The sequence below is a fragment of the Pseudomonas sp. B16120 genome, from assembly GCF_044218845.1.
GTDB classification, from domain to species: domain Bacteria; phylum Pseudomonadota; class Gammaproteobacteria; order Pseudomonadales; family Pseudomonadaceae; genus Aquipseudomonas; species Aquipseudomonas paracarnis.
This window is the reverse complement of record NZ_CP162588.1, coordinates 2840986-2855743: the sequence shown is the minus strand read 5'-3', so window position 1 is coordinate 2855743 and position 14758 is coordinate 2840986. Positions and strand designations below refer to the sequence as shown.

Below are 14758 nucleotides of genomic sequence, written 5' to 3'. Positions count from 1 at the left end.
TTAAAACTGTGGGAGCTAGATTGCCTGCTCCCACATTGATCGCATTCCAGATCAAACAAAAAGCCCCCGCATCTCACGATACGGGGGCCTTTGGTTTAGCGAGGCATCAAGCCGGTTGCACCACCGACTGACCGCTCAACGCCAGGTCCAGCAACTCACGGTTGGCCACCGCGTACATGGCGTAGTCCGTGCCCACTGCGGCACGAATTTCCACCATCATGGCACGCCAGCGATCCGCCATGTCCTGATGCTGCTCAAGCCACAGGGCCACGCGGGCTTCCATGTCTTGTGGCGCATCGGCCATTTGCAGGACCGAAATGGTGATCGCCCGTTGCTGCCAGTCCACGTCGTCGCGGAAGGCTTCGCGGGCCTGGGCTTGCCAGTTGTTGGCCACTGGCAGATCGCTGATTTGCTGCAGGTACCAAGGCAGGTCCAGGGCGCTGCCGACGGCGAAGTAGGCCTTGGCCACTTCGGCGGCGTCATGCCCGGTCACGTCGGCGGCTTCGATGATCGGCAGCAAGGTGTACAGGTGGGTAGTGCCTGCAACCATGCGCGCCAACAACTCTGGTACGCCGGCCTGGGTATAGGCCTGGTAGCGGTTCTGCCAGCCTTCGCGGGTCGGGCCTTCCAGCAGTTCGTCGAGCTTGAGGCCCAGCGCCGCCAGGTGCGGACCGAAGTGCGCGGTGTCGCGCCCGGCGTCTTGCTCGTTGCGACGGCTGCGCAAGAACCAGCGCGTAGCACGACGGCCCAGGCGCATCAGTTCATCCATGAGCTCCAGTTGCACGTCAGCGGAAACCTGGTGGTCCAGGGCTTCAATCTGACGGAACCAGTGCGGGAGATGGAAGATGTCCCGCACGATCACATACGCGCCCGCCACGTTCGCTGGGCTCATACCGGTCGACTCTTTGAGTCGCTGCACGAAGGTGATGCCCATGTGGTTGACCAGGTCGTTGGCGATCTGGGTGCTGACGATCTCGCGCTTCAGACGATGGCGACGCATGGCTTCGCCGAACTTGGCCACCAGGCTCGGTGGGAACGCGGTCTCCATGTCACGGGTCAGGTACTCGTCATCCGGTACCAGCGACTTGAGCAACGCTTCCTTGAGGTCGATCTTGCTGTACGAGATCAGTACCGACAGTTCCGGGCGGGTCAGGCCCTTGCCGGCAGAGGCGCGTTCAGTAAGCTGTTCCTCGGTCGGCAGGTACTCGATGGCACGGTCCAGCTTGCCACGGCCTTCCAGGTCGCTCATCAGGCGCTTGTACTCGGCAGCACGCTCGTAAGCCTTGCGCGCAGCCAGGGACAGGGCCTGGGTCTGCTTGTAGTTGTTGCCCAACACCAGGTTGCCAACTTCGTCGGTCATGCTCGCCAGCAACTGGTTGCGCTGCTTGTCGGTCATGTCACCGGCCTGCACCACTTCGTTGAGCAGGATCTTGATGTTCACTTCGTGGTCGGAGCAATCCACGCCACCGGCGTTGTCGATGAAGTCGGTGTTGGAACCGCCGCCATTGAGGCCGAATTCCACACGGCCCAGTTGGGTCATGCCCAGGTTGCCGCCCTCGCCCACCACCTTGCAGCGCAGTTCGTTGCCGTTCACGCGCAGCGCGTCGTTGGCCTTGTCGCCCACGTCGGCATGGCTTTCGGTGCTGGCCTTGACGTAGGTACCGATACCGCCGTTCCACAACAGGTCCACCGGCGCCTTGAGCAAGGCGTTGAGCAGTTCGGTCGGGGTCAGCTTATCGGCCTGGATGTCGAAGCGTTCTTTCATCTGTGGCGAGATGGCAATGCTTTTCGCGCTGCGCGAGAAGATACCGCCACCTTCGGACATGATGCTGGTGTCGTAGTCGGTCCAGGCCGAACGCGGCAGTTCGAACAAACGCTTGCGCTCGACGAAGCTGGTGGCCGGGTTCGGGTTCGGGTCGACGAAGATATGCAGATGGTTGAAGGCTGCGACCAGTTGCAGTTTGTCCGACATCAACAAGCCGTTACCGAACACGTCACCGGCCATATCGCCGACGCCTACCACAGTGATGCTGTCTTCCTGCACGTTGATGCCGCGCTCACGGAAGTGACGCTGTACACCTACCCATGCGCCCTTGGCGGTGATGCCCATTTTCTTGTGGTCGTAACCAGCCGAACCACCGGAGGCGAACGCATCGCCCAGCCAGAAGCCGTAGTCGATGGCAATGCCGTTGGCGATGTCGGAGAAGGTTGCAGTGCCCTTGTCCGCCGCTACCACCAGGTACGGGTCATCGTCGTCATGACGCACGACGTTGGCCGGCGGCACCAGGGCGCCGTCTTTCAGGTTGTCGGTGATGTCCAACAGGCCGGAGATGAAGATGCGGTAGCAGGCGATGCCTTCGGCCGCGATCTCGTCCCGGCTGCCGCCCAATGGCAGGCGACGCGGCAGGAAGCCGCCCTTGGCGCCCACCGGCACGATTACCGAGTTCTTCACTTGCTGGGCTTTTACCAGGCCAAGCACTTCGGTGCGGAAGTCTTCTTCACGGTCAGACCAGCGCAGGCCGCCACGAGCGACGTTGCCGAAGCGCAGGTGCACGCCCTCGACCCGTGGCGAGTACACGAAGATTTCAAACTTCGGCACTGGCTTGGGCAGCTCGGGGATGGCACGCGGGTCGAACTTGAAGCTGAAGTACGACTTGTTCTGGCCGTTGGCATCGGTCTGGTAGAAGTTGGTGCGCAGGGTGGCCTTGATCAGGTCCAGGTAGCGACGCAGGATGCGGTCTTCGTTGAGCACCTGAACGTCGTCCAGAGCCGTGAGAATCGCTTGTTCCAGGCGTTGCTGCTTGTCTTCCAGGTCGTCGGCAGTGAGCTTGCGCGCCAGGTAGAAGCGGGTCTTGAACAGCCGGGTCAACTCGCGGGCGATGTCGGTGTGGTTGTTCAGGGTGCTGGCGATGTAACCCAGGTCGAAGCCCAGGCGAATCTGCTTCAGGTAACGGGCATAGGCACGCAGCAGCGCCACGTCGCGCCATGGCAGGCCGGCGGTGAGGACCAGGCGGTTGAACGCATCGTTCTCGGCATCGCCATGCACGATGTGCACGAACGCATCCTGCAGGGTGTCGTTGAGCTGCTGGATATCCAGGTTCACGCCTTCGGCGGCGATGAACGCAAAATCATGAATCCAGAACTCACGGCCATTGGCATGGCGCAGGCGATACGGAAACTCGCCCAGCACGCGCAGGCCGAGGTTTTCCAGGATCGGCAGTACGTCGGACAGCGCCAGCGGGGTGTCAGCGTGGTAGAGCTTGCAATGCAGCTCACGCTGACCGGAGACCTGGCCCAGCGGCTGATAGAAGCTCATCACCAGCGGGTTGGCTTCGGTCAGGCTGTTGAGGTGCTGCATGTCGACCACAGCCGAATGCGCAGCGAAACGCTCGCGGTAGCCGGCCGGGAAGCCCTTAGGGAAATCCGCCAGCACGTTGGTGCCCTGGGCTTCGCCGAAGCTTTCCACGACCAGACTGGCGTAGTCGTCCTGCCAGCTGCGGCAGGCCTGCACCACTTCTTTTTCCAGTTGCAGCGGGTCGATGTCCAGGCGGTTCTTCGGGTCAACTCGCAGAATCAGTTGCACACGGGCAAGGACGGACTCGGAGAAGAAGGTCCAGAACTCGCAGTCCGAGGCTTTCAGACGGTCCATCAGCACTTGCTGGATCTTCTGGCGCACTTCGGTGGAGTAGATGTCGCGTGGCACGTACGCCAGGCAGTAGCAGAAACGACCGTAGGGGTCTTTGCGCAGGAACACGCGGATCTTGTTGCGTTCCTGGATCTGCACGATGGACATCACGGTGCTGAACAGCTCGTCGACTGGAGTCTGGAACAGGTCGTCACGGGGCAATACTTCCACCACCTGGGCAAGTTCTTTACCCAGGTGCGCCTTGGCCTGGAAGCCCGAACGACGTTCGATTTCCGCGACCTTGCGGCGGATGTAAGGGATCACCCGCACGCTTTCGCCGTACACCGAGGAGGTGTACAGGCCCATGAAACGGTGTTCCTTGATGACCTTGCCGTCGGCGCTGATCTCACGGATCGACACGTAGTCCGGGTAAGCCGGACGGTGCACGCGGCTTGGGTGGGCGGCCTTGGCGAACGACAGTACGGTCGGCTCGCGCAGGTAGGCCACGGCGTAGTCTTCGATGCGCAGGTCTTCGGCGGTGAGGCCGGCGCGCAGCAGCTTGGTCAGACCGAGGAAGGAGCTGGCGTCATATTCGATATGACCGCCGTCCGCCTCGTCACGTACCACGAACTCTTCGTAGCCCAGGAAGGTGAAGTGGTTGCCCACCAGCCATTCGAGGAAGTTCTTGATCTCGGCTTTTTCTTCGCCGTCGATGGCGAACGCGCTGGCGTCGATACCGGCGAGCAGGTCCTGGACCTTGGCTTTCATCGGTTCGAAATCGGCCACGGCTACGCGCACTTCGCCCAGTACCTGCTCAAGCTCTTTGCTCAGCACGTTCAGTTCGGCGGCATTGGCGCAGCGGTCGATCTCCAGGTACATCAGCGATTCTTGCAGGATGCCGTCGCCCTGGGTGCCCTTGGGCAGGATTTCCAGCAGCTCGCCCTTGTTGCCACGACGCACGCTGAGCACGGTGGTTTGCAAGGTATGGATGCTGTAGCCACGGCGGTTCAGTTCGGTGCGTACCGAATCGACCAGAAACGGCAGGTCATGGTGCAGCACTTCGACCGCAGTGTGGGTCGATTGCCAGCCATGACGCTCATAATCGGGGTTGTAGACCCGCACTTGCGGTTGGGTGTGATCAAAGCGCTCAAGCAGGCGCCAGGCAGACAGGGTGCAACCGGCCAGGTCGGAAAGGCGACGCTGGGTCAGTTCGTCCAGAGAAATGATGCCGAAGAATTGCTCAGCGAACAGCGCCACTTGTGGCAGTGCCTGTTCGCTGATGTGCTGCGCCAGTGCCGCTTGCAGTTGGTGCTGGAAGTCGGCCTTGCTGGCTGCGGTGAAGAACGCCATCTGTGGTACTCCGCTTGGGCTTGTTATTGATGAAAGCGTCGCGTGTTATCCCCTTGCGGGGAGACCGTCAGCTCTGTTCGCTGGTGTGCTGACAAGCACCTTAAACGAATCAGGGTGACAGGTGGGTGAAGCTGGACAGGACAGTCAGGTCACATACAACTTCCATACGGCATGCCGTTGGCCAGATGACGATACGACGGGCAGGTCAGGCGCCTGGCACAGGGCACATCCGTTGCGCAGCTTAACGAGTGTAGGAAGAACGCTGCTTGCGACGCTGCGACATATTCGGTCATCGGTAAGCAGGGTGTCGGTTGCAACTTGGGCAACCTCGGATTTTCGGTAGAAAATCTTGCTACTTTGCACACCATCAGTACCAGAAATGACCGATCCGGCCCGTCAGGTCATGCACAAGTTCCGACACAGGATGAAGCACAAAATTCGCCGCAGTGGCACAATTGCCCTCCCCAACACAGGATTGCCCCATGCTGCAGCTGAAAACCGACGCCCTGATGGCCACTCCGTGCGACGACGAAGAAGACAACATGGCCATGCTTTGCTGTCACGGCAAGAACGGCGAAATGTTCATGCTCACCCGTTACCCGGATGAAGATGAAGTGGAGCTGACCTGGGATTACGAGCCTTCGACCCTCGATGGGCTGAAAGTGACGTTGGGCGACACCACCTTATTGATCGAACTGGCGGCCGGCGATGCAGATGCCTTGGGCGGCAAGGACCAGTTGGAGATCACCCACAGCACCGCTGCGGCAGACATGGCCGAAGTGCAGGAAACGCTGCAGAACATCCTCACAGGCACCGGCACTTTCATTCGGATCTGAATGCACCGAAGACCCCATGTGGGAGCTGGCTTGCCTGCAATGCAGGCGGTGGGGTCTTTCAGCCAGACCGAGTTGAGGCCATCGCAGGCAAGCCAGCTCCCACAGTGACCGTGCTTTACCTGCCCAGACGCTTGCTATCCCATGGGTTTTGCTAAAAATACCCATCAAGCCGTTAGTCGCCGCACCCCGCGATGCATTAAAGTAAACGCCCCAGGCCCGGTGTTCTGTCACAACACCCAGGCTCATCTTTCCAGGAACCGTCATCGATGGAACATCGTGAAGCGCTGCTTGCGCTGCGAACCTTTCTTTCTACGCAGATTCTCGGCCAGGAAAAACTCATCGATCGCCTGCTGATCGCCCTGCTCGCCGACGGCCATATGCTGGTCGAAGGCGCACCGGGGCTGGCCAAGACCAAGGCGATCAAGGAGTTGGCCGAAGGGATCGAAGCGCAGTTCCATCGTATTCAGTTCACCCCCGACCTGCTGCCCGCCGACATCACCGGCACTGAGATCTATCGCCCGGAAACCGGCAGTTTCGTATTCCAGCAGGGGCCGATCTTCCACAATCTGGTACTGGCCGACGAAATCAACCGTGCCCCGGCCAAGGTCCAGTCGGCCTTGCTGGAGGCGATGGCCGAGCGTCAGGTCAGCGTAGGCCGCAGCACCTATGAGCTGTCGCCGCTGTTTTTGGTGATGGCCACGCAGAACCCCATCGAACAGGAAGGCACCTACCCGCTGCCCGAAGCGCAGCTCGACCGGTTCCTGATGCACGTCAAGATCGGCTTCCCGGACGCCGCTGTCGAGCGCCGCATCCTGCAGCAAGCCCGCGGCGAAGCACTCAATGGCGAAACCAAGCCCGAGCGCCGGGTCAGTCAGCAGGCCATCTTTGCTGCGCGTAAGGAAATCCTCGGCCTGTACATGGCCGATGCCGTGGAGGAATACCTGGTGCAACTGGTGATGGCCACGCGCACCCCTGCCAAGTTCGACCCGGAAATGGCCGAGTGGATCGCCTATGGCGCCAGCCCCCGTGGTTCCATCGCCCTGGACCGTTGTGCCCGAGCCCATGCCTGGTTGGCCGGTCGCGATTTTGTCAGCCCGGAAGATATCCAGGCGGTGCTGTTCGACGTGCTGCGTCACCGCATCATCCTGTCGTTCGAGGCCGAAGCCGCCGGTGTCGATCAGGACCGCGTGGTGCAACGCATTCTCGACGTCGTTGCCGTCGCTTGAAGTCGATGAACGCAAGCGATGGTATCCGCGTAACCCTCAGTGAATTGATTGAGATGCGCCACCGCGTGCGTGAGGTGCAGTTGTTCTCCACGCCTGGCCAGCGTAGCCCGCTGGTGGGCCTGCATCACTCCAAGCTGCGCGGGCGTGGCGTCGATTTCGACCAGGTGCGCGTGTACCAGGCCGGCGACGACGTGCGCACCATCGACTGGCGCGTGACGGCGCGTACCCAGGAGCCGCACACCAAGCTGTTCCACGAAGAGCGCGAACGGCCGATTTTCATCATGGTCGAGCAAAGTTGCCGGCTGTTTTTCGGCTCGGGGCAAATGTTCAAGTCGGTGCTCGCCGCCCAGGCCGCCAGCCTGATCGGCTGGGCCGCCCTGGGCCATAACGACCGGGTGGGCGGGCTGGTGTTCGGCGACAATGAGCACTACGAGATCAAGCCACGGCGCAGCAAGCAAAGCCTATTGCAACTGCTTAACCGGCTGGTGCGGGTCAACCAGAGCCTGGATACCGAGCGTCAGCCGGAAGCGGATGCCCTGGGCATGGCCTTGCGCCGTGGCCGCGAGGTACTGCGCCCGGGCAGCCTGGTGGTGGTGATCTGTGATGAACGCGCCCTCACCGAAGGCGCCGAGCAACAGCTGAGCCTGCTGGCGCGCCATTGCGACCTGCTGTTGTTGCCAATCTCTGACCCATTGGACCACGCCCTGCCCGCCGCCGGGCTGCTGCGTTTCGCGCAAAGGGGCGCGCAACTGGAATTGGACACGCTGAATATCGACCTGCGCCAGGCCTACAAGGCTCAAGCCGAAGCGCGTATCGCCCGCTGGGAACTGCTCGCGCAGAAGCTGCGGCTGTTGTTGATGCCCTTGAGCACCCAGAGTGAAATGGTCGAGCAACTGCGCGAATACCTCAACCCGCAACGCCCGGTTAAAAAACCATGAGCAGCCTGGACCAACTGCAACCGCTGATCGCCCCGCCCGCCATTGGCTTCTGGCCACCTGCGCCGGGCTGGTGGCTGTTGCTGCTGGTGATCCCACTGCTCGGTTGGGGCTTGTGGTGGCTGCGTCGTTTCCTGCCGGCCCGCCGCCCCGTGGCCCGTGCCGAACAACCGCTGGACCCGTTGCGTATCGCCGCCCTGGCCGAGTTGGCGTTGATGCCCAAGCCCTACGACGGAGCGCCAGCGGGCGCCTGGTTGCAGCAACTCAACGGCCTGCTCAAGCGCCTGTGCCGTAACGACTACCCTTATAGCCAGAGCCACACCCTCAACGGGCGCAAATGGCTGGCCTTCCTGGATAACCGCTGCCCCGCCGCCGGCCTGACGCGCTGGATGGTGTTGGTGGAAGGCGCCTACAAACCCGAATGCAAGCTCGACGACAAAGCCATCGCCGGCCTCACCCAAGCCGTCGACACCTGGATTCGCAAACATGTTTGAGTTCGCCTGGCCGTGGATCTTCGCCCTGTTGCCACTGCCCTGGGTCATGCGCCTGGTGCTGCCCGTGGCCGACAGCGGCGAACCGGCGCTCAAAGTCAGCTACCTCAGTGACCTCGAAGGCCTGGCCCGCCGTCGTGCCCGGGTCAACCTGCCCGGCTGGCGCCAGCAAGCCCCATTCGTGGTGCTGTGGCTGCTGCTGTTGACCGCCGCCGCCCGCCCGCAATGGCTGGGCGAACCCTTGCCGATTGCTGCCAGCGGCCGGGATTTGCTGGTGGCGGTGGATGTCTCCGGCTCCATGGACTTTCCCGACATGCATTGGCAGGACGAAGACGTCAGCCGCCTGGCCCTGGTCAAGCACCTGCTGGGAGACTTTCTGGAGGAGCGTGAAGGTGACCGCGTGGGCCTGATCCTGTTCGGCAGCCAAGCCTACCTGCAAGCGCCCCTGACCTTTGACCGCCGCACCGTGCGCACCTGGCTGGATGAAGCGCGCATCGGCATTGCCGGCAAGAACACCGCCATCGGCGACGCCATCGGCCTGGCCCTCAAGCGTCTGCGCCAACGCCCGGCGCAAAGCCGTGTGCTGATCCTGGTCACCGACGGCGCCAACAACGCCGGGCAGATCGACCCGTTGACCGCCGCGCGCCTGGCGGCCGAGGAAGGCGTAAAAATCTACCCCATCGGCATCGGTGCCGACCCCGAGCAAACCGGCTCCCTGGGCATCCTTGGCGTAAACCCGAGCCTGGACCTCGACGAACCGGCGCTCAAGGCACTGGCCGAGGCCACCGGCGGCCAGTATTTCCGCGCCCGGGACGGCGAGGAACTCCTAAAGATCAAGGACACCCTCGACACCCTTGAACCCGTGGAGCAACAACCCACCCAGGCCCGCCCGGCTCAGGCGCTATACAGCGGCCCATTGGCCTTGGCGTTGGTGTTGAGCCTGTTGCTGGTGATCCAGGAACGCTGGCCGAACAACGCTTTGCAACGAGCCTTCAATAGGCTATCGAGCAGGGGCATCTTTTTGCAGCAACACCCTGAATGGCGCCAGCGCCTACAGCGCCTGCGCTTGCGGAGGCGTCGATGATCGCGCTGTGGCCGCACTGGTTGCGCCCGTGGTGGCTGTTATTGCTGCCCCTGCTTGGCTGGTTGCTGTGGCAGCTATGGCATCGGCAAAAGCGCGCCGGGCGCTGGCAGATGATCCTGCCGCCGGCGTTCCATGCCGAGTTGCTCAGTGGTGGCAATGGCCGCGAGAGTAAATCGCCATGGGTGGTGCTCAGCATCGCCTGGCTGTTGGCCGTGCTCGCGTTGCTGGGCCCCAGTTGGCAACGGGTTGAACAGGCCAGCCAGAAACCTTCCGACCCCCTGGTGGTGCTGCTGGAACTGACCCCGGAAATGCTCGCCACCGACAGCCCGCCCAACCGCCTGGAACAGGCGCGGCGCAAGCTGTATGACTTGCTGCAAGCACGCACCGATGCGCAAACAGCCATCATCGTGTATGCCGGCAGCGCGCATACTTTGGTACCGCTGTCCGATGACCTGGCTACCAGCCGCAACCTGTTGGAAGCCCTGCGCCCATCGATCATGCCCGAGCCCGGCCATCGTGCCGATCTGGGCGTGGAAAAAGCCCTGGGCCTGCTCAAGCAAGGCGGTCTCGGCCAGGGGCGCCTGCTGCTGATCGGTTCCTCACTGTCCAAACAAGAGCGCCAAGGCATCCGCCTGCAACTGCAAAGTGCCCAGGCTCCAACGTTGTCGATCCTCGGCATCGGCAGTCGCGAAGGCACGCCGGTGACGCAGGAGAGCGGCGAATTCCTCAAGGACGACCAGGGCGCGATCCTGGTGCCGCGTCTCGACAGCCCGACCCTCAAGGCGTTCGCCAGCGAAATGGGCGGCCGCTACCGTGCGGCACGCCTGGATGACAAGGACCTGCGCCAACTCGGCATGCTCGACAGCGCCCAGGCCCTGCGCGACGACGGCCAACGGCTGCGCCTGGACAGCTGGGCCGACCAGGGTTACTGGCTGCTCTTGCCGTTGTTGCTGCTGGCCGCGTGCGCCGGGCGTCGCGGCTGGCTGTTCTGCCTGCCCTTGTTGCTGATGGGCGCGCCGCAACCCAGCTACGCCTTTGGGCTGCAGGACCTGTGGCTGCGCCCCGACCAACAAGGCCAGTACCTGCTCAAGCACAAACGCCCGGCCGAAGCCGCCGAACACTTCCAGGACCCACAATGGCAAGGCGTGGCGCTGTATGAAGCCGGCAATTACGCCGAGGCCATCAAGCGGTTTGCCCAAGGCAGCGACGCCTATTCTCACTACAACCGCGGCAATGCCCTGGCCAAGGCCGGTGAACTTGAAGCGGCCATTGATGCGTATGAACAAGCCCTGGAGGCCCAGCCCGATTTGCAGCCCGCGCTGAAAAACAAAGCCCTGGTTGAAGCGCTGATGCAGGAGCAAGCGCAGCCCGAGCCGGACCCGCCCGCAAAAAACGCAGATGACGAAACCGCCCAACCCGGCCAAACTGCGCAACCGGGCACCAGCGCGCAAACGGCCCAGGGCGGCGAGCAATCGTCCCACGGCCAGGGCGAAGCCGGCACGGGTGAGACCCAGGCCAACGCCCCGCCACAGGCCGGTGGCAATGAAGTGCCAGGCAGCGAACTGGGTGACGAGCAAACCACCACGCCGCCACTGCGCCCTGCCGACACGCGCCTGGAAGGCGAGCGCCGCCAAGCGCTGGAGCAATGGTTGCAGGAAATCCCGGACAACCCCGGCGAGCTGTTGCGCCGCAAATTCTGGTACGAACAGCAACAACATCAGGACACCACTCGATGAGCCGCCGCACTACCCTTTTGCTCCTGCTCGCGTTGTCGGCAGGCCACGCCCAGGCGGCGGACCTGGTCGCCAGCGTAGACCGCAGCCGCCTCAACTCCGGGGAAACGGTGGAGCTGACGGTGCAATCCAGTGATGTAACCCAGTTTGGCAAACCGGACCTGTCGCCCCTGGACGCGCAGTTCGAAGTCAGCGGCACCCGCCAGATCAACCAACTCACCACGCTGGACGGCGACAACCACGCCACCACCCGCTGGATCATCACCCTGTTGCCCAAGGTAAACGGCAACGTGGTGATCCCGCCGCTGCAGGTGGGCGCACTCAAGACCCAGCCGATCACCCTGCAAGTGGTGGAAAGCGCCAGCCAGAACACCAGCGCCGAACTGGCCCCGGTGTTCATCGAAGCCAGCCTCGACCAGACCAGCGTGTACGTGCAGGCCCAGGCCCTGTTGACCGTGCGCGTCTACCACTCGGTGTCGCTGTATGACGACAGCAGCCTCACGCCCTTGCAGATACCGGATGCACGTGTCGAACAACTGGGCGAATCACGCACCTATGAAAAGGTCATCAACAGCATTCGCCATGGCGTGATCGAAACCCGCTACGCCCTCTACCCGCAACACAGCGGCGCTGTGGTGATTCCGGCGCAGACCTTCAGCGCTACCCTGGTGGAATCGCGACCGCCCCAGGAAAACACCCTGCAGGGCACCAAGCCGGGCAAGATGATTCACGTTAGCTCAGCGCCCCTGCCCTTGACGGTCAAACCCAAACCGGACGCCTACCCCGCCGACACCCCCTGGTTGCCCGCGCGCAGCCTGACCTTGAGCGAAGGCTGGAACCCCACGCCGGACCACGTGCAAGTCGGCGACTCTCTGACCCGCAGCCTTACCGTGGAGGCCGAAGGCCTGTCCAGCGCACAACTGCCGGCGCTGCCCGGCACCGAGGTCAACGGCCTGCGCCGCTACCCCGACCAACCAGTGATGGCTAACCGTACCAGCGACCGCGGCCTGACCGGCAGCCGTGAAGACCGCGAAGCCCTGGTGCCGACCCGCGCCGGCGAACTGGAACTGCCCGCCGTGGAAGTGGTGTGGTGGAACACTCACGAAGATCATCTGGAACGCACCAGCCTGCCGGCGCGCACCGTGCACGTGGCGGTGAACCCCAGCCTGGTGGTGGACACACCGGCGACACCGACGATCATCACCGCCCCCGACGATGACCGCCTGTGGCTGTGGCAACTGAGCACACTGATACTGGCCTGCACCACCCTGCTGGGCTTTGGCCTGTGGTGGCGCGCACGCCGGCAACCGGCGGTACAACGCGCCGCGCAAACCGGTCCCAGCCCACGCACCCTGCTCGACGACCTCAAGCGCGCCACCCAGGCCAACGACCCCCACGCCACCCGCCAGGCCCTCGACGCCTGGGCGCGGCAACAACCCGAAACCCTGGCCGACATGGCCGCACGGTTTGTGCCGCTGTCAGATGCCCTGGATGGCCTGAATGGCGCGCTGTACAGCGAAAGCGGTCAATACTGGTTGGGTGATGACCTGTGGCGAGCGATCAAAGCCATCCCCGTGGCCGAACGCGAGCAAGACCCGGCCACCGACACCACCAGCTTGCCGCCGCTCTACCCCAAGTAACCCCCGAGCCTGCTCGTTCCCACGCTCTGCGTGGGAATGCCGCCCCGGACGCTCCGCGTCCAGGTTTTACGCCCTGTGCAACGGTGACGCAGAGCGTCACGGGATGCATTACCACGCAGAGCGTGGGAACGATCAATGGCGAGCGATCAAGGCAATCCCCGTTGCCGAACGCGAACAAGACCCGACCACTGGTACCACCAGTTTGCCGCCGCTCTACCCCAAGTAACCCCCGAGCCTGCTCGTTCCCACGCTCTGCGTGGGAATGCCGCCCCGGACGCTCCGCGTCCAGGTTTTACGCCCTGTGCAACGGTGACGCAGAGCGTCACGGGATGCATTACCACGCAGAGCGTGGGAACGATCAATGGCGAGCGATCAAGGCCATCCCCGTGGCCGAACGCGAGCAAGACTTGGCCACCGACACCACCAGCTTGCTGCCGCTCTACCCCAAGTAACCCAGCCTCAACCAACACCACAAAACCCCTGTGGGAGCTAGCTTGCCTGCGATGGCGGTGTAACAGGCGGCAGATGTGCTGGCTGATACTCCGCCATCGCAGGCAAGCCAGCTCCCACAGTTGATCTGCATCGCCTGCTCGGACGCCTGCTTGCACTCAGTGATTACGACGCGGCACCTTCCATTCCCGATGGGGGAACTTGTACAGATAGTTCAGGTTATCCATATCGAACCGGCCATCCTCCTTGCCGGGGCCACCGAAGAAGCTGATGCCGATATCCAGCTTGCGCAGCAGTTTAGGGCGTGAGAGTAGCTCCTTGGCCGCGTGGTGCGCCTCGGGTGAGAACGTCCTGTCGGTGGCGATCAGGCCGGCGGCCTCTTTCAATTCATTGAAGTTCACATAGCTGTCTGTCGCCCCTGCGGCGAATTCACGGAAGTGATCGCGGATCAACCCTATTAGTTGCCGGTCACTCACGCTTGCGTACGGGCGCAGGTCCGGGGCGCTGGCCTGGGTTTGAGTGCTTCGTGCCTGACGATGGTTAGCTTGGGTTGAGCGACTTTCAGCATCCAGTTGCTCTGGTAGAGCGGTGAAAGCGCTAGTGGAAGGTGGGTTTACTGAAAAAGACATGGTGGGCCTCTGATTCATTCAGGGGTTGATTGAGAAATCCACGTTGTGCGTGGTCGCCACTCGCCCTGTGGTTCCACTTCGTTCGTCACGCCCGCTCGACATGCATTGTTAAAGGCCAGCAATCCATATCCCTTTAATTTGCAGGACGTTTCCTAGACAATCCTTTGGCCTTGCGCCTGCTCATTTCGCTGGCTAGCCTTCGCTTCGTCGCTGCCTATCAGCGATCGGGTGTGAGATCCCGTTATTAGCAGGCGCACTGCGCTACAACCGTCAATGGCGGCTGTGTGCGGGCAGACTTCGGTCTGGCCGGGTCCTGTTTTCCGGTATCTCACCCCGCACATAGCTGCACCTTTTGACGTGTGAGATCGGCAAAAGAATGGCTCCCAATCCAAGCAGGAGCTTTATCCATGAACAAACTTATCCCCGACCCACCCTTTCCGATTTTCGTCGCCCACGAAGACCTGAGTTTCGAAGACGCTATCGCCAGCATCTCCTCGCTACTGCGTTGCGCCACCACCACCGCCACCGAAACCGCCGAGGGCCTCAAAGGCACCCGGCGCGACATGGCCTGTTCCACCGCTCACCTGATCGACATGGCCCGCACCCTCGCCGACCGTGCGCTGGATTGCCTGCAACCCAACCCCACTAACACCCCATAACCCCCGTGGGAGGGGGCTTGCCCCCGATGGCGGTGGTTCAGTGCCAGGGATGCTGGCTGACCCAGCGCCATCGAGGGCAAGTCCTCTCCCACATTTGACC

At 62.6% G+C, this 14758-nt stretch carries 12 protein-coding genes; 10 read left to right on the top strand and 2 right to left on the bottom strand.

The window, feature by feature from the left end:
* Positions 1-106: 106 nt before the first annotated feature.
* A complete protein-coding gene (locus tag AB4P90_RS13355; protein ID WP_102666842.1) occupies positions 107-4975 on the bottom strand; it encodes an NAD-glutamate dehydrogenase in 4869 nt (1622 codons plus the stop codon).
* 482 nt (positions 4976-5457) lie between these two features.
* Between AB4P90_RS13355 and AB4P90_RS13350 the strand changes: the two genes are divergently transcribed.
* The 9 genes from AB4P90_RS13350 (at position 5458) to AB4P90_RS13310 (ending at position 13372) form a co-directional block, all read left to right on the top strand.
* Positions 5458-5811, top strand: coding sequence for a hypothetical protein (locus tag AB4P90_RS13350; protein ID WP_003190803.1), 354 nt, complete (start codon positions 5458-5460; stop codon positions 5809-5811).
* Between the two features lie 266 nt (positions 5812-6077).
* Positions 6078-7037 carry a MoxR family ATPase gene (locus AB4P90_RS13345; protein ID WP_020301524.1) on the top strand — a complete coding sequence of 320 codons (960 nt, stop codon included), beginning with the start codon at positions 6078-6080 and terminating at the stop codon, positions 7035-7037.
* 5 nt (positions 7038-7042) lie between these two features.
* Positions 7043-7975 (top strand): DUF58 domain-containing protein, encoded by a 933-nt coding sequence (locus tag AB4P90_RS13340; RefSeq protein ID WP_014718313.1) that lies wholly within the window; start codon positions 7043-7045, stop codon positions 7973-7975.
* A complete protein-coding gene (locus tag AB4P90_RS13335; RefSeq protein WP_003190798.1) occupies positions 7972-8466 on the top strand; it encodes a DUF4381 domain-containing protein in 495 nt (164 codons plus the stop codon). Before AB4P90_RS13340 ends, AB4P90_RS13335 begins: the two co-directional genes overlap by 4 nt.
* Positions 8459-9547, top strand: a complete 1089-nt coding sequence (locus AB4P90_RS13330; protein WP_014718312.1) for a VWA domain-containing protein — start codon at positions 8459-8461, stop codon at positions 9545-9547. The genes AB4P90_RS13335 and AB4P90_RS13330 overlap by 8 nt, the downstream gene beginning before the upstream one ends.
* The gene (locus AB4P90_RS13325) at positions 9544-11283 is read left to right on the top strand and encodes a tetratricopeptide repeat protein (protein ID WP_395605972.1); all 1740 of its coding nucleotides are present in this window, start codon (positions 9544-9546) and stop codon (positions 11281-11283) included. The genes AB4P90_RS13330 and AB4P90_RS13325 overlap by 4 nt, the downstream gene beginning before the upstream one ends.
* Positions 11280-12920, top strand: coding sequence for a BatD family protein (locus tag AB4P90_RS13320; protein WP_019820202.1), 1641 nt, complete (start codon positions 11280-11282; stop codon positions 12918-12920). Before AB4P90_RS13325 ends, AB4P90_RS13320 begins: the two co-directional genes overlap by 4 nt.
* Before the next feature lie 103 nt (positions 12921-13023).
* On the top strand, positions 13024-13146 hold the full coding sequence (locus tag AB4P90_RS13315) for a hypothetical protein (RefSeq protein WP_268968796.1): 123 nt from the start codon (positions 13024-13026) through the stop codon (positions 13144-13146).
* 103 nt (positions 13147-13249) lie between these two features.
* Positions 13250-13372 (top strand): hypothetical protein, encoded by a 123-nt coding sequence (locus tag AB4P90_RS13310; RefSeq protein ID WP_020301528.1) that lies wholly within the window; start codon positions 13250-13252, stop codon positions 13370-13372.
* Between the two features lie 156 nt (positions 13373-13528).
* Here the strand turns inward: AB4P90_RS13310 and AB4P90_RS13305 are convergent, their stop codons facing one another.
* A complete protein-coding gene (locus AB4P90_RS13305; RefSeq protein WP_173877528.1) occupies positions 13529-13999 on the bottom strand; it encodes a hypothetical protein in 471 nt (156 codons plus the stop codon).
* A 407-nt stretch (positions 14000-14406) separates the two neighbouring features.
* Here AB4P90_RS13305 and AB4P90_RS13300 point away from each other — a divergent pair, with 407 nt between their 5' ends.
* Positions 14407-14658, top strand: a complete 252-nt coding sequence (locus tag AB4P90_RS13300) for a DUF6124 family protein (protein ID WP_197865557.1) — start codon at positions 14407-14409, stop codon at positions 14656-14658.
* Positions 14659-14758: the final 100 nt, after the last annotated feature.